Raw genomic sequence first — 19,585 nt, 5'->3', positions numbered from 1 at the left:
GCCACGCGGCCCCTTTTGACGTCTGGATTGTCTCTCGACTGAAGAGCGCGGGCATAATCTCGTCCGAAAACCGCTTCGCGTCTTTCGGCGCCGGGCTCAACGTCGGTTGACCTTACGATATCTTAATTTAATTCGTTGAAAGTCCCCAGGTGGTTAGCAGGAATGCTGGCCGCGCCGGGGCGCTTGCCACCGTCACGACGGACAGGATGTCCCGCTTCGATTCACAAGGGCCAGGACCGGCGTCGCCGGCTCCGGGGCGGTCGGGCGTTGTCGATGAGCGAGCAGGCACAAGCATCCCTTCAGACGATCGAGCTTGCCGATCGCGTCGTGGGCGCCATGCGCCAGCATGGCTCGCCCGGCTATCCCCGCGCTTTCGAGGTCTGGTATGCGCATCTGAGCGGCGAGATGCCGGCGCTGAGCATGCAGATGAACGCGATCATCGCCGCCAGCGAGGGCAAGGTCGGGCTCGCCGATATCGACGCGCTCTACGACCGCTTCATCGGCACCGAGCGCCTCGCCCGCCAGGCCGAGCGCACCAGCCTGCAGGTTCTCGGCGAGATCGACGGGTTGATGAACCTGGTCAACCAGGCGCTCGATTCGAGCGAGCGCTACCATGGCCGCCTGGCCGCCATGTCCGACGAGGTCCCGCCCCCGGCCGACCGGCAGCGCCTGCGCGAATGGGTCGAGGCGCTGGTGATGTCGACGCGGGAGGAGGTCACCCGCAAGACGCAGCTCGAAGGCCAGCTGCGCGACAGCTCGAACGAGATCCGGCATTTGCGCGAGGCGCTGGAATCGACCCGCGCCGAGGCGCTGACCGATCCGCTGACCGGCCTCGCCAACCGCCGCCATTTCGAGGAGATGCTGCAGAAGTCGATCGACCAGACCACCTTGCGCCGCGAGCCCTTCGCGCTGGTCATGGCCGATATCGACTTCTTCAAGACCTTCAACGACACGCATGGTCACCTGACCGGCGATCAGGTGCTGCGCCTCGTCGCGCGCACGATGAAGGACAAGTTCAAGGACAAGGCGATCATCACCCGCTTCGGCGGCGAGGAATTCGCCATCATCCTGCCCGAGGCCGATATCGTCGCCGGCAAGTTCGGCGCCGAGACCGTGCGCCAGGCGCTGCTGACGCGGGAACTGGTCAAGCGCTCGACCAACGAGAACCTCGGCCGCATCACGATCTCGCTCGGCGTCGCCGTCTATCATCGCGGCGACACGGCCGGCTCGATCGTCGACCGCGCCGACCAGGCCCTGATGCAGGCCAAGCGCGACGGCCGCAATCGCACCGTTACCGAAGAGGCGCTCGAGTCGACGAGCCGCGTCGCCTGAGCGGTGACGGCTGCGTCTCCGTCAGCCCTCATCCTGAGGAGCCGCAAAGCGGCGTCTCGAAGGATGTTTCAGTGCGCGCTGGAGCATCCTTCGAGACGCGCTTCGCGCTCCTCAGGATGAGGGCTGAGGGTCCAAATGGGCGGTTAGGATACCAATCTTATTGCGCCGCCAGCGCGCTCTCGGCGCGCGGCTTGATCTCGACCGATTCGCCGCAGCCGCAGGCCGAGACCTGGTTCGGGTTGTTGAAGACGAAGGTCGAGGCGAAGCGGTCGGTCTTGAAGTCGAGCTCGGTGCCGAGCAGGAACAGCACCGCCTTGGCGTCGACGATCACCGTCGCGTCCTTCTCGGTGACGAGCTCGTCGCCCTTGCTGGTCTCGCGCGCGACCTCGAAGGTGTACTCCATGCCGGCGCAGCCGCCCTTCTTGACGCCGACCCGCAGGCCGAGCGCCGGAGCGTCGGGGTTGTCGAGCGCCGATTGCGCCATGATCTCGCGAATGCGCGTTGCGGCTGCATCCGTCAGCGAAACGACCTTCAGGCCCGGAATCGAAAACATCCTCTTGTCCTTCCTCGATCGGATTCAAGGTCCGATGAACCAGGATTGCTTCGCATAACATAGGGACTGCCGGGCCGAAGGTCGAGATGCTGCGGCGCGCACCTGCGAATATCGCACTGCGCATTGCATGACCGGCCGGCTCATGCACTCTGGCAGTCCCCGAAGAGATTTGATCCGACGACATGAGCTATCGCCTGCACCGCCCCGAAGCGCTCCGCGCGCTTGCCCATCAGATGATCCTCAAGGCCGGCTGGACCGAAGACGAGGCGCAGGAGACCGCGCACCATGTCGTGCTCGCCAATCTCAGCGGCCATGACAGCCACGGCATCGGCATGCTGCCGCTCTATTTCAACGCGCTGGCGGACGGCAACCTCAAGCCTGAATCAAAGGGGAAAGTCCGTGTCGAGGCCGCCCCCTTCCTGATCGTCGACGGCAATGTCGCGTTGGGGCAGCCGACGGCGCGCAATGCCGTGCGCCAGGCCGTCACCATGGCCCAGGCCGGCGGCGTCGCCATCCTCAACCTGCTCGACGCGCACCATATCGGCCGCATCGGCCATTACGCGGAGATCGCGGCCGCGGCGGGGCTGATCTCGTTCTTCTGGGTCAACGTCGCCGGCCGCCCGCCGATCGTCGCGCCCCATGCCGCCAAGCAGGCGCGCTTCGGCACCAACCCGCACGCGATCGGCATCCCCGTGCCGGAGAACGATCCCATCATCCTCGACTTCGCCACCAGCCGCATGGCCCATGGCAAGGCCCGCGTCGCGCTCAACAAGGGCGTGCAGGTGCCGCCCGGCTTCATCATCGATGGCGAGGGCCGCCCGACCACCGACCCGGCCCATGTCTTCCAGCACGCGATTCCCGGCCTGCCGCTCGGCGCGCTGCTGCCCTTCGGCGACCACAAGGGCGCGGGCTTGTCGCTGATCGTCGAGCTGCTCTCGGCCGGGCTGATGGGCGCCGCCCGCATCGACCAGAAGCCGCAGAAGACCTGGATCATCAACTCGCTCTTCGGCGTGCTGATCGATCCGGCGCGGCTGGAGCCCGATGCCGCGCTGCGCAAGAGCCGGATCGAGAGCTATCTCGCCTTCGTCCGCGCCGCTGAGCCGCAGGACCCGGCCGACCCGGTGCTCGCGCCCGGCGACAAGGAGCGCACCATGCGCATCGAGCGCGGTCGTGACGGCATCCCGCTCGACAATGAGACCTGGGCGCAGATCAGCGCGGCTGCGGCAAGGTTCGGCATCGATGCCGAGTCGTTCTGATCGCGAGCGATGACCCTCGACGAGTACAACGCCTTCTGCGCTGCCCTCCCCGCGACGAGCCATGTCGTGCAATGGGGCGGCGCGCATGTCTGGAAGGTCGGCGGCAAGGTCTTCGCCATCGGCCGCTGCGATGTAGACGACGAGCTCTCAGTCTCGTTCAAATGCTCGCAGATGGCCTTCGACATCCTGAAGGAGCTGACCGGCCTGCGTCCCGCTCCCTATCTCGCCTCGCGCGGCATGAGCTGGATCCAGCGCCAGAGCGACGAGAGCATGCCGGACGACGCCTTTCAGGACTATCTGCGCGAGAGCCATCGACTCGTCACGCTCAAGCTGCCGAAGAAGCTGCGCGCGGAACTGAAGCTCGGCTAAAGCAGCGCCTCGCCGCGGAACACCGGCACGCAGGCCCCGCCGACCGTCGCGCGGACGCCGTCCGGGCCACGCGTCGCCGTCAGCTTCAGGAGGCTCGGCCGGCCCATCTCGACGCCCTGCGTCAACTCGAACCGCGCGCTGTCGCCGCCATCCAGCTTGAGCAGCAGCGCGGCAAGCGTCGCGCTGGCCGAGCCGGTCGCCGGGTCTTCCCAGGTACCGGCCAGCGGCGCGAACATGCGCGCCCTGATCGTCGCGCCGTCGCGGGCATAGATGAACAGCGAGAGCCGCTTCTCCAGCGCCGGATGGGCCGCTTCGAGCGTGCGATAGGCGGTGATGTCCGGCAGTGCGCGAGCCAGCGCCTCGGCCCTGACCTCGGCCAGCACGAACTTGACGCCAACCGAGGCCTGAATCGGCTTATGGGCGGAAACCGCGACATCGGCGGGAGCCAAGCCGACGCAGGCCGCAATGCCATCGGCCGGCAGCTCGATCCCCGTCGAGAGCGGCTGCGGCGCGGCGATGGTCGCGCCAGTCACGTTGCCGGCGGCATCGCGCGCGACCTTGACCTCGACCAGCCCGGCCAGTTCCTCGAACAGCAGCACGCCGTCCTTGTCGCGGCCGTGCCTAGCGAGCACGCAGGCCGTGCCGACATTGGGATGGCCGGCGAAGGGCATTTCCGCCGTGCGGTGAAAGATGCGGACGCGCGCCGTATGGGCCGGATCGGCCGGAGGCAGCACGAAGGTGGTCTCGCTATAGTTCATCTCGGCCGCGAGCGACTGCATCTCGGCGTCCGACATGCCGCGCGCATCTGTGAACACCGCGAGCGGATTGCCGCCGAAGCGGCTGCTGGTGAAGACGTCGACGGTCTCGTAGGCGTAGGTCGGCATGGCGGGCTCCATGATCAGGTGCCGCAGAGCCTGCCATCAATCGGCGCAGCAGAAAAATGAACGACGTGAATGCGATCGATCACGCGGCCGATGAAGTGCCGCGCCGCGCGCTCACCACATGTCGAGCGCGACCCTCGCCTCGTCCGACATGCGCGACTGATCCCAGGGCGGGTCGAAGGTCATGTTGACCGTCACCGAAGCGACGCCGGGCACGGCACTGACGGCGTTCTCGACCCAGCCCGGCATCTCGCCGGCGACCGGGCAGCCTGGCGCGGTCAGCGTCATGTCGATCGCGACCTGGCGGTCATCGGCGATGTCGACGCGGTAGATCAGGCCGAGCTCGTAGATATCGGCTGGAATCTCCGGGTCGTAGATCGTCTTCAGCGCGGCGACGATGTCGTCGGTGAGCCGGTCGATCTCCTCCGGCGGCAGGCCGGCGCTCGCGCCCATCGCGGGCGCGTTCGGCTTCAGCTCGTCGGTTGCGCTATCGGTCATGTCATCTATCCCGTCTGAGCCGCTTTCACCGAAAGCGGCTCCATCCCTTTGCTTAGACGCATTTTCTTCACGCGAACCGGAGGCCACTTCGCTCGAAAATGCTTCAGACGAACAGGTTCTCGGCCTTCTGCAAGGCTTCGACCAGCTTATCGACTTCTTCCATCGTGTTGTAGAGCCCGAAGGAGGCGCGGCAGGTCGACGTCACCCCATATCGTGCCAGGAGCGGCATCGCGCAATGGGTACCGGCCCGAACCGCGACACCGGCGCGGTCGATCACCGTCGCGACGTCATGGGCGTGGGCGCCCTTCATCTCGAAGGAGACGATTGCGCCCTTCTCCCGCGCCTTGCCAAAAATCTTGATCGAGTTCATCTCGCCGAGGCGCTGGCGGGCGTAGTCGCCGAGCTTGGCCTCATGCGCCGCGATGTTCTCGCGGCCGAGCGCCATCATGTAGTCGAGCGCGACGCCGAGCCCCACCGCCTCGACGATCGCCGGCGTGCCGGCCTCGAACCGGTGCGGCGGGTCGTTATAGGTGACGCTGTCTTCGCTGACGGTGATGATCATCTCGCCGCCGCCCTCGTAGGGTGGCAGCTTCTCCAGCCATTCGCGCTTGCCCCAGAGCACGCCCGAGCCGGTCGGCCCATAGGTCTTGTGCCCGGTGAAGCAGTAGAAGTCGCAGCCAAGCGCCTGCACATCGACCGGGAGGTGCACCGCGCTCTGGCTGCCATCGACCACCAGCGGGATGCGATAGGCCTGGCAGATCGCCGCGACCTCGGCGATCGGGACGATCGTGCCGATCGCGTTCGACATCTGGGTCAGAGCCACGATCTTGGTACGCGGCGAGATCAGCTTCTCGAACTCCTCGATGAGGAAGTTGCCGTCCTCGTCGATCGGCGCGAATTTCAGCACCGCGCCATAGCGCTCGCGCCAGAAATGCCAGGGCACGATGTTGGAATGGTGCTCCAGCACCGAGATGATGATCTCGTCGCCTTCCTGGATCTGGAGATGGCGCCCGAGCGACGAGGCGACGGCGTTCAGGCCGCCGGTCGAGGAGCGCGTGAAGATGATCTCCTCGAGATGCGCCGCGTTGAGGAAGCGCCGGGCGCTCTCGCGCGCCGCCTCATAGGCCTCGGTCGAGGCATTGGCGAGGTAGTGCAGGCCGCGATGCACGTTCGAGTAGTTCTCGCGCATCAGGCTGGACATCGCCTCGATCACGACCTCCGGCTTCTGCGCCGAGGCGGCATTGTCGAGATAGACCAGCTTCTTGCCGTAGACCTCGCGGCTCAGGATCGGGAAATCCCGCCTGATCGCCTCGACGTCGTAGGGCTTCACGGGCGCATTCATGACGTCACGCCTTTCCCGGTGTGGCCGGCCTGTCGGCGACGAGCACGCCGGCATGGCCCCAGTCCTCGCGCTCGATCTCCTGGATCACGATATGGGTGTTGGCCGGGTTCTTGCCGAGCACGCTGACCAGGGTCTGCGTGAACTGCTTGACGATCTCAGCCTTTTGCTCGCGCGTCGCGCCCTTGGTGATCTGGAGATTGACGTAGGGCATCAGATCGCACTCACCACGGCTGAATCCCGGCGCTCGCCGAGCCAGGCCTCGATCTCGGACATGATCAGCTCGCGCAGGCTCTCCTCGGCGACGAACTCGACCGCCTCGCCGGCAAAGGCCTGCAGCACCAGCGCCTCGGCCTGCGGCCGCGGCAGACCGCGCGCCATCAGGTAGAAGAGCTGCTCGCCATCGATCTGCGCGACGGTCGCGCCATGGCCGCAGACGACGTCGTCGGCGAAGATCTCAAGCTCGGGCTTATTGAACATGGTGGCGCCGTCGTTCAGCAGCAGCGCGTTGCTCTTCATGCTGCCATCGACCTTCTGCGCCTGCGGGCGCACGATGACCTTGCCCTGGAACACGCCGGTGCCCTCGCCGCCGACGATGGTCTTGTAGAGCTCGCGGCTGGTGCCGTGCGGCACCTCGTGGTCCATCACCAGCGTCACGTCGCAATGCTCCGTGCCGCCGAGCAGGTTGACGCCGCGCAGCCCGATCTCGGTATGCTCGCCGGCATAGCGCACGAAATTCTGCTGGCGCACCGTGCCGGCCTTGCAGACCAGCGCGAACGAATCGAACTTCGCCTGCGCCCCGACGGTGGCGAGCAGGCTCAGCACCTGCACGCTCTCGGGCTGCTGGCGGGTCACGATCCGGACGTGCTGGACCTCGCTCTCGTCGCCGGTCTCAAAGACGATCGCGTTGTTGATCTGCGCAGCAGCCGGGCCGACGCTCTCGTTGATGTCGACGATGGTCGCCTTGACGCCCTTGCCGGCGAGAACGACGGAGCGGCTGAAGATGGCGCGCTCCTCGCTGCCCGAGGTCAGCGAGACGATCGCGATCGGCGCATCGAGCTCGGTGCCCTCGGCGATCTCGACCATGACGCCGTCGCGCATCAGCGCGGTATTCAGCATCAGGCCGGAATCATCGGCGGAGACGCTCGGGCCCGACAGGATGCGCGTCAGGTCGTCGCGCTGCGAGACCAGCGCATCAGCGAGCCCATTGACGCTGACGCCCTCCGGCAGCGCCTCAAGCGTCGAGAGTTCGGCAGCGAAAGCGCCGTCGACCAGCACGAGCCTGGTGCCGTCGAGCTTGAGTGCGGCCAGACGCTCGCGCACGGCCGGCGTGACCGCAGCCGAGCCGGCCAGCGGCTTGGCCTCGCGCAGGATCATGCGCAGGTCGGTATAGCGCCAGGATTCGAGCCGGCGATGCGGCAGGCCCTTGGCCTCGAAGCCGGCAAAGGCGTCCTCGCGCAGCTTGCGGACGGCGCCGCCGCCGGGCAGCTCAGCCTTGACGTTGGCGAACTGCTGGGCGAGCACCTGCTCCGCCGCCGTCTTGAGCGGGGTGACGATGGCCATCAGGCGGCCTCCGCATAGGCGGCGTAGCCGCTCTTTTCCAGCTCGAGTGCCAGTTCCTTGCCGCCACTCTTGACGATCCGGCCCTTGGCCATGACGTGCACGGTGTCGGGAATGATGTGGTCGAGCAGGCGCTGGTAGTGCGTGATCACCAGGAAGCCGCGGTTCTTGTCTCTGAGCGCGTTTACGCCATCGGCGACGATGCGCAGCGCGTCGATGTCGAGGCCGGAATCGGTCTCGTCGAGGATGCACATGGACGGCGCCAGCAGCGCCATCTGCAGGATCTCCATGCGCTTCTTCTCGCCGCCGGAGAAGCCGACATTGAGCGGCCGGCGCAGCATGTCGCGGTTGATGCTGAGCTTGTCGGCCGCCGCGTTGACCTGCTTGATGAAGTCGGGCGTCAGCAACTCGGCCTCGCCGCGCGCGCGCCTCTGCGCGTTCATCGCCGCCTTGAGGAAGGTCATGGTGGCGACGCCGGGGATCTCCAGCGGGTACTGGAAGGCGAGGAAGATGCCAGCGGCGGCGCGGGCATCCGCCTCCATCTCCAGCACGTTCTCGCCGTTGAGCAGGATCTCGCCGTCGAGAACCTCATAGTCCTCCTTGCCGGCGATGACGTAGCTCAGCGTCGACTTGCCGGAGCCGTTCGGCCCCATGATCGCGGCGACCTCGCCTGCGTTCACGGTGAGGTTGAGGCCGTTGAGGATCTGCTTGTCCTCGTCGGCGATCTTGACGACTAGGTTTTTGATTTCGAGCATTTCAGTCACCTGATGGATAGAGTTCTTGCCATTTTTGGTCGATCTGGGCCTGATTTAATCCAGCCGCGCCCCAAAATTCATCGAAAGCCTCACGATATAGCTGCCGTGCGACGAATATTGCGATGAAGCTGACGGCGGCAACGACTCCGCTTACAACGGCGACACCATTCCAAGATCTAGTCATGCAGAATAAAAAGAACGCAGCGGCGGCCATGAACACCAAAAAGCAAACCAGAGCTCTTTTGTTGGCCTTCCCGAGACTTTGCTCAAGGTCGCCGAGCTCAGTCACCCCACGCTCCCCTCAAGCGAGATCGTGATCAGCTTCTGCGCCTCGACGGCGAACTCCATCGGGAGTTGCTGCAGCACCTCCTTGACGAAGCCGTTGACGATCAGCGCCACCGCCTCCTCCTCGGAGAGGCCGCGCTGCTGGCAATAGAAGAGCTGGTCCTCGCCGATCTTCGAGGTCGTCGCCTCGTGCTCGAACACGGCGGTCGCGGTCTTGGCCTCGATATAGGGCACGGTATGGGCGCCGCACTGATCGCCGATCAGCAGCGAGTCGCAATTGGTGAAGTTGCGCGCGCCGATCGCCTTGCGATGGGCCGAGACCATGCCGCGATAGGTCGAGTCCGATTTGCCGGCCGCGATGCCCTTGGCGATGATCTTCGAGGTGGTGTTGCGGCCGAGATGCAGCATCTTGGTGCCGCTATCGACCTGCTGCATGCCGTTCGAGACCGCGATCGAGTAGAACTCGCCGCGCGAGCCGTCGCCGCGCAGGATGCAGGACGGGTACTTCCAGGTGATGGCCGAGCCGGTCTCGACCTGCGTCCACGAGATCTTCGAGTTCTTGCCGCGGCAATCGCCGCGCTTGGTCACGAAATTGTAGATACCGCCCTTGCCCTCGGCATCGCCGGGGAACCAGTTCTGCACGGTCGAGTACTTGATCTCGGCATCGTCGAGCGCGATCAGCTCGACCACGGCGGCATGGAGCTGGTTCTCGTCGCGCTTGGGCGCCGTGCAGCCTTCGAGATAGCTGACATAGGCCCCCTCGTCGGCGATGATCAGCGTGCGCTCGAACTGGCCGGTATTCTGCTCGTTGATGCGGAAATAGGTCGAGAGCTCCATCGGGCAGCGCACGCCCTTGGGCACGTAGACGAAGGAGCCGTCGGTGAACACCGCGCTGTTCAGCGTGGCGAAGTAGTTGTCGGTCACCGGGACCACGGTGGCGAGGTACTTCTTCACCAGCTCGGGATGCTCCTGGATCGCCTCCGAGATCGAGCAGAAGATCACGCCGGCCTGCGCCAGCTCCTTCTTGAAGGTGGTGACGACCGAGACCGAGTCGAACACGGCATCGACCGCGACCCGGTTTCCAGGCTCCACGCCGGCCAGGATTTCCTGCTCGCGCAGCGGGATACCGAGCTTCTTGTAGGTCTCCAGGATCGCCGGATCGACCTCGTCGAGCGACTTGGGCGAGGCGCCCATCTTCGGCGCGGCGTAGTAGTACAGGTCCTGGTAGTTGATCGGCGGGTAGTGCACGCGCGACCAGGTCGGCTCGGTCATGGTCTTCCAGCGGCGGAAGGCGTCGAGCCGCCATTCCAGCATCCATTCCGGCTCGTTCTTACGGGCCGAGATGTAGCGGACCGTGTCCTCGGTCAGGCCCTTGGCGGGCTTGTCGACCTCGATCTCGGTGACGAAGCCGTATTTGTACTCGGTCACGTCGATCGACTTGACCTGATCGATGGTCTCCTGGACCGCTGCCATGTTCACTCTCCAGTCGCGGGTTCAAGGCCCGCCGGTTTGGTCTTCTTCGGAACGCTCAGGCGGCAGCCTGAATTGTCCCGTTCCGCCGTGCGGCCAGCGCTTTCGCATAGGCCGCGAGAAACTTTGCGATATCCGCCTCGCAGGTGGTCCATCCCAGGCTCGCCCGCAAGGCCCCTGCGCTCATGGCAGGGTCGATATTCATGGCATCGAGCACATGCGAGCGCCTGACCTTGCCCGACGAGCAGGCCGAGCCGGAGGACAGCGCCACGCCGGCGAGATCGAGCATGATCAGGGCCGTCTCGGCCTTGATGCCCGGCGTCGCGAATCCGCTCGTATTCGGCAGGCGCTCGGCGCCGCGCCCGAAGATCGCCGTATCCGGCGCCAGCTCGAGGATTCCGGCCTCCAGCTTGTCGCGCAGCCCGGCAAGCCGCTTGGCCTCGCCGACCAGCGCGTCGCCGGCGATCTCGGCCGCCAGCCCGAAGGCGACGATGCCCGGCACGTTCTCGGTGCCGGCGCGCCAGCCGCGCTCCTGGCCGCCGCCGCGCATCGGCTTGTCTGCAAGCTCGTAGGCCCCGCCGCGGAAGACGATGGCGCCGACGCCCTTCGGCCCACCGAGCTTATGCGCCGACAGCGTCAGAACATCCGCGCCCAAGATATTGATATCGATCGCGATCTTGCCGGCGGCCTGAACCGCGTCGCTATGCAGGAGGGCACCATGGCGGTGCACGATCTCGGCGGCTTCAGCGATCGGCTGGATCACGCCGGTCTCGTTATTGGCGAGGTGCAGCGAGACCAAAGCCCGCGCTCCGGGGTTCTCGGCAGCGAAACGCTCCAGCCGCTCAGCCAGCCAGCCGAGATCGGCCCTGCCGGCGCCGTCGACCGGGATCGCCTCAGCCGCCGCGCCGAAGCGATGGCCCTCGCGCACGCAGGCATGCTCAGTCGCGCCGTAGAGCAGCAGAGAAGCGGGGGTGCGCACGCAATCGCGCCCGCCGCTGCATTCCATCAGCCCGGGCGAGAGCACCGTCGCATTGGCCTCGGTGCCGCCGCTGGTGAAGACGACGTTGGCCGCCTTGGCCCCGCACAGGGCCGCGACCTGCTCGCGCGCCCGCTCGACCGCCGCCCGCGCGATCCTGCCCTCGCCATGCACCGAGGACGGGTTTCCGGCCAGCCCAAGCGCAGCCACCATCGCCTCGACGACCTCCGGACGCACCGGCGTCGTGGCGTTGTGATCGAGATAGGCGCGGGACGACCCGGTCACTGTACGCGAAGCTCCGATCCTGCTGCCGGCTCTTGCGGCCACGAAATGCTTGAAATCGCACCCATGCGCCGTGCTATAGCCGCCGCTCCAACGCGCCGTGTCAGGAGCGGGGAAGCGCCGAAACCGGCAGAACTTCCGTTTGTTCCTGACTTGTTCACGGGTGTTAGAACCATTCTAAGCCCTTGATGTAGGGCGCGAGCGGCGGGTCCGTCAAGGGCGACACGGCTTTTTAGCGGCATCATGCCGCCGATTGGACGGGTTGCGGGCGGCCTCTCCCAACAAAAGGCGAGCAAGAGATGCCCGAGGTTATTTTCAACGGACCGGCCGGCCGGATCGAGGGCCGCTACCAGCCCGCCAAGAAGAAGGGCGCGCCCCTCGCCATCATCCTGCATCCGCACCCGCAGTTCGGCGGGACGATGAACAACCAGATCGTCTACAACCTGTTCTACACCTTCGTGAATCGCGGCTTCTCGGCGCTGCGCTTCAACTTCCGCGGCGTCGGCCGCAGCCAGGGCCATTTCGACCATGGCGCCGGCGAGCTCTCGGACGCGGCCGCAGCGCTCGACTGGATGCAGGCGCTCAACCCCGAGGCCAAGAGCTGCTGGATCACCGGCGTCTCCTTCGGCGCCTGGATCGGCATGCAGTTGCTGATGCGCCGCCCCGAGATCGAGGGCTTCCTCTCGATTGCGGCGATGGCCAACCGCTACGACTTCTCCTTCTTGGCGCCCTGCCCCTCGTCGGGCCTGTTCGTGCACGGCTCCGAGGACCGCGTCGCCCCGGTCAAGGAGGTGATGGCGGTGATCGAGAAGGTGAAGACCCAGAAGGGCATCCAGATCGAGCATGCCGTCGTCGACGGCGCCAACCACTTCTTCGACGGCCGCGTCGACCAGCTCATGGAACAGGTCAGCGCCTATCTCGACCGCAAGGTCGGGCCGGAAATCTCCAAGGCCGAGCAGGAACAGGCCTGAGTCCAAGCCTTGAACCTGATGGTCAGAAGCCGGGAGCCATCAGGCCCCGGCTTCCAGGGATCACGGGCAGCGTCAGGCTCCCGGCACTTGCTTCCGCCAGGGCCCAGTCGCGGAACAGCTTGATCTTGCGCTCGCGCTGACGCTCCTGCGGGTAGACGATCCAATATGCCCACGCATCGCGGATGACGTGTTCGGCGGCGAAGACCAGCCGCCCCGCCGCGATGTCGTAGGCGAACAGCTCCGGTATGGCCATTGCCACGCCATGCCCGCGCAGCGCCGCCTGAATGCTCATCGCCTGCATCTGCAAGGCCATCGTCGCCGGCCCGCCCAGCTTGGGCGCGTCGATGCCGACATCGGCGAACCAGGTCTTCCAGCTCGCATCGCCAGGGCTGAGCAGCGGTGCCTGGAGCAGGTCTTCGGGTCTGCGTAAATTCAACCGTTCCCGCAGCTCCGGCGAGCACAGCGGCGCATAGTGACAATCGAACAGCTTCTCGGCGATGGCACCGGGCCATTCGCCCGCGCCGTAGCGCAAGGCCAGATCGACGGCTTCTGTGGCGAAATCGACGAGGTGCTCCGAGGTCCGCACCCGCACCTCGAATTGCGGATTCTCCTCCTGGAACTGCCCAAGGCGTGGCGACAGCCAGGTTATCGCCATCGTTTGCAGGGCCGAGATCGTCAGCGCCGTCTGGTTCTCCTCGCAGACTTCGCGAAACACCGTGCTGATATCGGCAAGCGCCTTCGCGACGGGCCCGGCCAGCCGCTGCCCGAGCGGCGTCAGCGACACCTGCCGCGGCTGCCGTACGAACAGCGCAGCCCCAACGCGATCCTCCAGCAGACGGACCTGATAACTCACCGCGGCCTGCGTCATGCCGAGCTCTTCAGCTGCGCGCGTAAAATTCTGATGGCGCGCGGCCGCCTCGAAGACACGGACGGCAGCGAGCGGCGGCAGCTTGAGCGGTTGAAAGGGCGGAGCCATGGCCAAGCATAAGGACAGCTTATGGCAGTTGGCAATCTTCCGCTTTGTGAAGCCGCAGCGCCTCGCCCAGATTCGATCCCACGAGCGCGGCCATTGTTGGCCGCCATTGCGAGGATGGGATCATGACCTGCATTGCAGACACCCGCCGCTCTGATCTGCACGAAGGCCTTGCGCCCCTTGGGCAGCGTTGGCTGACGCTTTGGCGAAAGGCGCGCGCAGCACGACGGGAACGGCGCGACCTCACCCGACTCGACAAACGGTCCCTGTGCGATCTCGGGTTGCAGCGGGGCCTCGTCGACCCACCCCACCCCCGTGACGCAGTCGCCTCGTGGCTGGGGTATATCCCCAGTTGAGCTGCTTCGGCGGGCGCGCGCGACGCCACCGTGTCGCAAAAGCGGTTTCCACTTTCGCGGAACATGCTCTAGACGACGGCGGAACGACGGACATCAGATCGCACCCGCCATGACCAGCTTCAAATCCGACCTCCTGCGCGTCCTCAGCGAGCGCGGCTATGTCCACCAGATCTCCGATCCAGAGGGCCTGGACGCTGCCGCAGTGAAGGGGCCGATCAGCGCCTATATCGGCTTCGACGCGACCGCGACCTCGCTCCATGCCGGCTCGCTGATCCAGATCATGATGCTGCACTGGATGCAGGAGACCGGCCACAAGCCGATCGCGCTGATGGGCGGCGGCACCTCGATGGTCGGCGACCCGTCCTTCAAGGACGAGGCGCGCAAGCTGCTGACGGTCGAGGACATCGAGCGCAACCTCGTCGGCATCCGCCAAGTCTTCGCCCGCTACCTCGATTTCAGCGGCGGCGCCAGCATGATGAACAATGCCGACTGGCTGCTCGGGCTGAACTATCTCGAGTTCCTGCGCGATGTCGGCCGGCACTTCTCGGTCAACCGCATGCTGTCCTTCGACAGCGTCAAGACCAGGCTCGACCGCGAGCAGTCGCTGTCCTTCCTCGAATTCAACTACATGATCCTGCAGGCCTACGACTTCGTCGAGCTGAACAAGCGCACCGGCTGCATCCTGCAGATGGGCGGCTCCGACCAGTGGGGCAACATCGTCAACGGCATCGACCTTGGCCACCGCATGTCGGACGTGCAGCTCTACGCCCTGACCTCGCCGCTGCTGACCACCGCGTCGGGCGGCAAGATGGGCAAGACGGCGTCGGGCGCCGTCTGGCTCAACGCCGACCTGATGAGTCCCTACGAGTTCTGGCAGTTCTGGCGCAATACCGAGGACGCCGATGTCGAGCGCTTCCTGAAGCTCTACACCAAGCTGCCCTTGGCCGAGATCGCCAAGCTGGCGGCACTCGGCGGTTCCGAGATCAACGAGGCCAAGAAGGTGCTGGCGACCGAGGTCGCCGCCCTGCTGCACGGGCGTGAAGCAGCCGAAGCAGCGGCCAACACCGCCCGCCAGACCTTCGAGGAAGGCGCGCTCGCCGCCGACTTGCCGAGCGTCCCGGTGCCGAAGGCGACATTGGATGGCCTTGGCGTGCTCAGCGCCTTCGTCACAGCCGGGCTGGTGCCCTCGACCGGCGAGGCCCGCCGCCAGATCAAGGCCGGCGGCCTGCGCGTCAACGACACGCTCGTCAGCGACGAGCGCGCGACGCTGTCGGCTGCCGACCTTGCCGAAGGCGTGATCAAGCTCTCCTTCGGCAAGAAGAAGCACGTCCTGCTCCGGCCGGAATAAGCGGCGGGATATTCCTCAGCCCTCATCCTGAGGAGCAGGCTTTAGCCTGCGTCTCGAAGGGTGCTCCAGTGCTCTCTGAAACATCCTTCGAGACGCCGCTTCGCGGCTCCTCAGGATGAGGGCTGAGCTTATTGTCAAACTTCAGCGCTGGGCTTCGTTGGTCCCTGACACTCGCCCCTGCACCGGGCGCTCGATCGGCGAGCCGCCCAGCGGATCGACGAAGCGGCGCAGGATGCCGGGCGCGATCGCCGAAAGCGGGTTGATCGTCATGGTCGGCGCGCTGGCGGCGCCTGAGATGCGAAAATTCACCGCGAAGAGCCCGCCATATTGGCTGCCGCCGCCGAGCAGCGCACCCACGACAGGAACCTGCGCGAAGGCGTTGTTGAAGGCATAGCCCGGCACGAAGGTCCCGGCGATGTCGACCCGGTCGCGGCCGTAATCGACATTGCCCTGCAAGGTGAAGCCGACCTGCTGGCCCCAGATCACCATGTCGGAGACGTCGAGCCGGCTCGCCGAGCGGCTGAACTCGGCCCTGAGCTTGGTGAAGGCGGCCTCGTTGGCGTTGATGCGCGGGGTCGCGACCCCGCCGGGCGCGTCGCCCGCCATCGCCAGGTTGGTCTGCTCGCCGACGACGCGCTTCAGCGCCGGCTCGTCGCGCACCACGAAGTCGCGGAACAGCAACTCCCCGCTCTGGCGGGTCTCGCCCGGCCCGAGCGTCAGGATCAGGTCGCCGCCATGGGCGCGGCGGTAGAGGTCAAAGAAGCGCAGCACCGCGCCGCCATTCTCCGACTGTACCACGAGCGCACCCGAGCCGTCGCCCTTGCGGGCCGTGACGTTGGCCTTGCCGATCCGCCCGTCGAAGCTCAGCGAGCGCAAATCGCCGTCGCGCTTGGCGAGCTTCATCTTGCCGTTGCCGATCGCCTCGTTGTTGAAGCCGGTCAGGATCGGCACGTCGAGGTCGATGTCGAGATCGGCCTCCTTCGGCATGGCCTTGTCGCGACGCCCCGCCGGGGCCGGCGCGCCCTGCAGGTCCTTGACGAAGGGCCTGACATCGGCGACCGCGCCGCGGATTGTGAGCTTGGTCAGGCTGCCGTCGCGCCTGGCCTCGACCTTGAGGTTGTCGCCGGGCGAGATCCGGACCTGCGACAGGCTGGCGCTCTCGAAGCCGTTCTGCTTGCCGAGCTCGACCTTGCCCTTGATCAGCACCGGGGCGGCGTCGAGCGTGAAATCGTCGAGATCGGGCCCGTCATTGTCGGCGAGGTAGTTGAAGCTCACCTTGCCGGGCTTGCCGGCCGCCTTGGCGAAGCCGGGAATGCTGCTCTCGATCGCCGCCCTGGTCAGGTCGAGCTCGATGCGCGGCGGCTGGTCCCCCTTGCTGCCCAGGGCCTTGGTGACCTTGACCGGCACCGGCCCGGTGATGCCGGCCTCGGCGCCGAGCCCGCGCTTCTGCCTGGCGGCATTGTCGAGCACGAGCGAGAGGTTGGCCTCGCCCTGCCCCTTCGGGTTCTGCTTGACCTCGATCTGCGCCTTGTCGCCGCTGACCCGCCCGTCGCCGCGCAGCGACAGGCCGTTGCCGTCGAAGGTCACGGCCAGGTTGGCGCCGTCGAGCTTCTCCGGTGCGAGCAGGCTGTCGGAGGCGACGTTGGTGAAGTTGCCTGAACTCTGGACCGTGACCTCGTTCGCCTTGACGTCGTCGGCGAGCGGCAGGACCAACATGGTCTTGAGGTCGCTCATCCCGCGCAGCGAGGCCGGGTCGAGCGCGCCCGGCGTGAAATCCTTCAGCGCCGGATAGGCGAACAGCGCCGCCAGCGCATCCATCGGGCCGGTGGTGCGGAATCCGACGCGGGCCGGAGCACGGTGCACCCAGATTTCCGGCAGGCTGAAGCTGCCCTCGCTCAGCGCGAGCTTGCGGCCATTGCCGAGATCGGCCGTCGCCTTCGGGATTGCCAGGGTGACGACGCGCCCGCTCGCCGTGCCGTTCACCTCGGCGTCGATCAGCGGCGGCAGGCCGGGCCCCGGCTGGAAGCGGATCTGAGTGCCGTCGACCGAGACCGAGAGCGCCTTGTCCGGCAGGCCGGCGCCCTTCACCAGGCGCGCGTGGTCGGCCGCGGGCAGGTCGAGATCGACCACGACGGACTTCATGCGGCCGGCGAGCAGCTGCCGGCGCAGCGTTCCGTGCAGCTCCGGCGATGTCCAGCCCGGCCAGATCGCCAGGATAGCGCGCGCGTCCGAGTCGGTGCTCTTGATCAAAAGCTTCTGATAGGGCGACTCGCCCTCGCGGCGCACCAGCCCCGTCAGCTCGGCATGAACAGCCGGCCCCTGAACCGTGAAGCTGGGAATCCGTACCTCGCCGGCGCGCTGGTCCAGTGTCAGGTCGCCATGCATCCTGTCGATCGCGACCGGCGGATCCGAGTCGAGGCCCGCGACCTGGCCGCTCACGTCGAGCGCGGCCTGCCAGACGCCGTTCTCCTCCTTGAGCCGGCCCGTGCCGTGCAATTGCGTCGCGCCGGCCTTCACCTCGGTCGAGCGGATGCGGAAATCGTTCAGTCCGCCATTGCTCTCGACCTCGACATGGGCCGATTCGATCGTGATCGGCTCGATCGGGCTGTCGCGGAACCGCACCGTGCCGGGCAGGATGTCGAAGCGGGCGTCGATCTTGCTTTCGCCGCCCGGCTTCTGGGCGAGCGAGATCTTGCCCTTCATCGGCAGGCCGTCGATCGCGACGCTGGCCGTGCCGAAGGCGAGCGCCATCGCCTCGGCCGGCTCGAAGCGGATGATGTCGACCTCGGCGTGGTGCGTGCCGTCCTTGTCGGTGGAAAGGTCGATCGAGAGTTCTTTCCAGCGCGAGCCGGTCCGGCCCTTCATGGTCAGGCGGGTGACGCCGTTATCGGCGCGCGACAGCCTGATGTCGACATCCTCCAGCCCGGCCTTCTGCCGCCCGTCGGGATCGACCAGCGCCAGCCTGGCGCCGCGCATGCCGGCGGTCTCCAGCGCGCCGAGCAGCCCGTCGCCCTGGGCGAGCGTGCCGACGGCGCCCATGATGCTGGTGAAGGCGTTCCAATGCCCGGCATCGGGCAAGACCGGCTGCGGCGGCACCTCGACCGGCGCCGAATCGGCATTCACGATCAGCGCCCCGTCATGGTTGACGCCGAGCCGGACGTTGACGCCGCGCAGGTCGACCGAAACGAGCCTGATCTCGCCGCGCAGCAGCGCCAGGGGCTCATAGCCGAGCACGGCCTCCGGCGCGCGGAAGGCCGCGCCGCTGCGATGGCGGAACGAGACCTGCTTGACCATGAGCTGTGAGCGGCCGTCGATTCGGCTGAGCTCGGCCTGCTCGGCCTCGACCTTCCAGTCGGGTCCGAGCCGTTCGGCGATCGCGGCCGAAATCCGGCCCTCCAGGCCCGAAAGCGGGATCATGCCGGTGACGAGCAGGGTTCCGGCCGCCCCGGCCAGCGTGACGAGCGCGACGACCACCGCGACCGCGATGGTCACGAGCCCGGCCTTCGCCCGGCGCGCCACGATAGCGACCTCGTCGCAGGCCGGCGTCTTCGCCACGGCCTGCCCCCTTTGATCCGTCGTCTCGTTCACCGGAGCCTTTGCGTTGGGATGGAGGAGCGAAGTGGATTCTTCACCCCCGGATAGGCCCGCCACGACAAACGCCGCGACCCGGATGACCGCGCAGCCAAGGCTCGCACGGATGCCGCCGCAACACTAACCGATTCGGCTCTCATCCGACCCGGCGCGCTCCTGGTCGGCCAGAATTCGCACCCAACCTACCCTCAAGCACGCCCCTGTCGGAAACGGGAGCCGCCCTTGCGAAACATGCTCGGCTGGCTTGGGTTCCGAAATCCGGCATACCCTGCCAAACGATTCTCCCGCTGCATGCAGCCCGAACACGACGAAAGGAAGGCAATCCGTGGCTTTGACGGAAGGCGAATTGGCGCCCGACTTTACCTTGCCGACCGATGGCGGCGGCTCGCTGACGCTTTCGAGCCTGCGCGGCTGCAAGGTCGTGCTCTACGCCTATCCCAAGGACGACACCGAGACTTGCACCAAGGAAGCCATTGCCTTCAACGGCTTGCGCGAGCAATTTGGCGCAGCGGGCACGGAGGTCATCGGCATCTCGCCCGACCCCGCCAAGCGCCATGACAAGTTCAAGAAGAAGTATGAGCTCGCCTTCCCGCTCGTTGCCGACGAGGCGCACGCCATGCTCGAAGCCTATGGGCTCTGGGTCGAAAAGAGCATGTATGGGCGCCAATACATGGGCGTGGAGCGCACCACTTTCCTGATCGACAAGGACGGCCGGATCGCCCGCATCTGGCCGAAGGTGAAGCTTGCCGGCCATGTCGAGGAGGTTCTCGCGGCAGCCCGGGCGCTGTGA

General features: G+C 66.5%; 18 protein-coding genes. 6 read left to right on the top strand and 12 right to left on the bottom strand.

Annotated elements, in window-relative coordinates; all coding sequences use genetic code 11:
* Window positions 1–273 precede the first annotated feature (273 nt).
* A complete protein-coding gene (locus DWF00_RS29995) occupies window positions 274–1,332 on the top strand; it encodes a GGDEF domain-containing protein (RefSeq protein ID WP_181832806.1) in 1,059 nt (352 codons plus the stop codon).
* Between the two features lie 157 nt (window positions 1,333–1,489).
* Here DWF00_RS29995 and DWF00_RS13630 read toward each other — a convergent pair whose 3' ends face one another.
* Window positions 1,490–1,885 (bottom strand): HesB/IscA family protein, encoded by a 396-nt coding sequence (locus tag DWF00_RS13630; RefSeq protein WP_114831415.1) that lies wholly within the window; start codon window positions 1,883–1,885, stop codon window positions 1,490–1,492.
* Window positions 1,886–2,067: 182 nt separating this feature from the next.
* Between DWF00_RS13630 and DWF00_RS13625 the strand changes: the two genes are divergently transcribed.
* Both DWF00_RS13625 and DWF00_RS13620 read left to right on the top strand, forming a co-directional pair.
* Window positions 2,068–3,141 (top strand): malate/lactate/ureidoglycolate dehydrogenase, encoded by a 1,074-nt coding sequence (locus DWF00_RS13625; RefSeq protein ID WP_114831414.1) that lies wholly within the window; start codon window positions 2,068–2,070, stop codon window positions 3,139–3,141.
* Window positions 3,142–3,150: 9 nt separating this feature from the next.
* Window positions 3,151–3,510, top strand: a complete 360-nt coding sequence (locus DWF00_RS13620) for an MmcQ/YjbR family DNA-binding protein (protein WP_114831413.1) — start codon at window positions 3,151–3,153, stop codon at window positions 3,508–3,510.
* On the opposite strand, the gene DWF00_RS13615 is transcribed toward DWF00_RS13620, so the two are convergent.
* From DWF00_RS13615 to DWF00_RS13575, 9 genes are all read right to left on the bottom strand, one after another.
* Complete coding sequence (locus DWF00_RS13615; RefSeq protein WP_114831426.1) at window positions 3,507–4,394, bottom strand: PhzF family phenazine biosynthesis protein; 888 nt, start codon at window positions 4,392–4,394, stop codon at window positions 3,507–3,509. The two genes, DWF00_RS13620 and DWF00_RS13615, sit on opposite strands and share 4 nt — an antisense overlap.
* A gap of 111 nt (window positions 4,395–4,505) precedes the next feature.
* Window positions 4,506–4,889 carry an SUF system Fe-S cluster assembly protein gene (locus DWF00_RS13610; protein WP_114831412.1) on the bottom strand — a complete coding sequence of 128 codons (384 nt, stop codon included), beginning with the start codon at window positions 4,887–4,889 and terminating at the stop codon, window positions 4,506–4,508.
* Between the two features lie 103 nt (window positions 4,890–4,992).
* Complete coding sequence (locus tag DWF00_RS13605; protein WP_114831411.1) at window positions 4,993–6,231, bottom strand: cysteine desulfurase; 1,239 nt, start codon at window positions 6,229–6,231, stop codon at window positions 4,993–4,995.
* 4 nt (window positions 6,232–6,235) lie between these two features.
* Window positions 6,236–6,442, bottom strand: coding sequence for a tautomerase family protein (locus DWF00_RS13600; protein ID WP_114831410.1), 207 nt, complete (start codon window positions 6,440–6,442; stop codon window positions 6,236–6,238).
* Complete coding sequence (gene sufD, locus DWF00_RS13595; protein ID WP_114831409.1) at window positions 6,442–7,791, bottom strand: Fe-S cluster assembly protein SufD; 1,350 nt, start codon at window positions 7,789–7,791, stop codon at window positions 6,442–6,444. The genes DWF00_RS13600 and sufD overlap by 1 nt, the downstream gene beginning before the upstream one ends.
* The gene (gene sufC, locus DWF00_RS13590) at window positions 7,791–8,543 is read right to left on the bottom strand and encodes a Fe-S cluster assembly ATPase SufC (protein ID WP_114831408.1); all 753 of its coding nucleotides are present in this window, start codon (window positions 8,541–8,543) and stop codon (window positions 7,791–7,793) included. Before sufC ends, sufD begins: the two co-directional genes overlap by 1 nt.
* Before the next feature lies 1 nt (window position 8,544).
* Window positions 8,545–8,832, bottom strand: coding sequence for a hypothetical protein (locus tag DWF00_RS13585; protein ID WP_114831407.1), 288 nt, complete (start codon window positions 8,830–8,832; stop codon window positions 8,545–8,547).
* The gene (gene sufB / locus DWF00_RS13580) at window positions 8,829–10,301 is read right to left on the bottom strand and encodes a Fe-S cluster assembly protein SufB (protein ID WP_114831406.1); all 1,473 of its coding nucleotides are present in this window, start codon (window positions 10,299–10,301) and stop codon (window positions 8,829–8,831) included. The genes DWF00_RS13585 and sufB overlap by 4 nt, the downstream gene beginning before the upstream one ends.
* Window positions 10,302–10,356: 55 nt before the next feature.
* Window positions 10,357–11,559, bottom strand: coding sequence for a cysteine desulfurase family protein (locus DWF00_RS13575; protein WP_114831405.1), 1,203 nt, complete (start codon window positions 11,557–11,559; stop codon window positions 10,357–10,359).
* Between the two features lie 296 nt (window positions 11,560–11,855).
* Between DWF00_RS13575 and DWF00_RS13570 the strand changes: the two genes are divergently transcribed.
* Window positions 11,856–12,527 (top strand): alpha/beta hydrolase, encoded by a 672-nt coding sequence (locus tag DWF00_RS13570; protein ID WP_114831404.1) that lies wholly within the window; start codon window positions 11,856–11,858, stop codon window positions 12,525–12,527.
* Window positions 12,528–12,549: 22 nt separating this feature from the next.
* Here the strand turns inward: DWF00_RS13570 and gcvA are convergent, their stop codons facing one another.
* Complete coding sequence (gene gcvA, locus DWF00_RS13565; protein ID WP_114831403.1) at window positions 12,550–13,503, bottom strand: transcriptional regulator GcvA; 954 nt, start codon at window positions 13,501–13,503, stop codon at window positions 12,550–12,552.
* Between the two features lie 462 nt (window positions 13,504–13,965).
* Here gcvA and tyrS point away from each other — a divergent pair, with 462 nt between their 5' ends.
* A complete protein-coding gene (gene tyrS, locus DWF00_RS13560; protein ID WP_114831402.1) occupies window positions 13,966–15,204 on the top strand; it encodes a tyrosine--tRNA ligase in 1,239 nt (412 codons plus the stop codon).
* Window positions 15,205–15,345: 141 nt separating this feature from the next.
* On the opposite strand, the gene DWF00_RS13555 is transcribed toward tyrS, so the two are convergent.
* Window positions 15,346–18,759, bottom strand: coding sequence for a YhdP family protein (locus DWF00_RS13555; protein ID WP_114831401.1), 3,414 nt, complete (start codon window positions 18,757–18,759; stop codon window positions 15,346–15,348).
* A 361-nt stretch (window positions 18,760–19,120) separates the two neighbouring features.
* Here DWF00_RS13555 and DWF00_RS13550 point away from each other — a divergent pair, with 361 nt between their 5' ends.
* The gene (locus DWF00_RS13550) at window positions 19,121–19,585 is read left to right on the top strand and encodes a peroxiredoxin (RefSeq protein ID WP_114831400.1); all 465 of its coding nucleotides are present in this window, start codon (window positions 19,121–19,123) and stop codon (window positions 19,583–19,585) included.

Origin of the sequence: Allobosea caraganae, assembly GCF_003351345.1 — a bacterium.
Lineage (GTDB): Bacteria > Pseudomonadota > Alphaproteobacteria > Rhizobiales > Beijerinckiaceae > Allobosea > Allobosea caraganae.
Note: the sequence above shows the minus strand (reverse complement) of the source record. Positions and strands in the feature narration are given on the sequence as shown.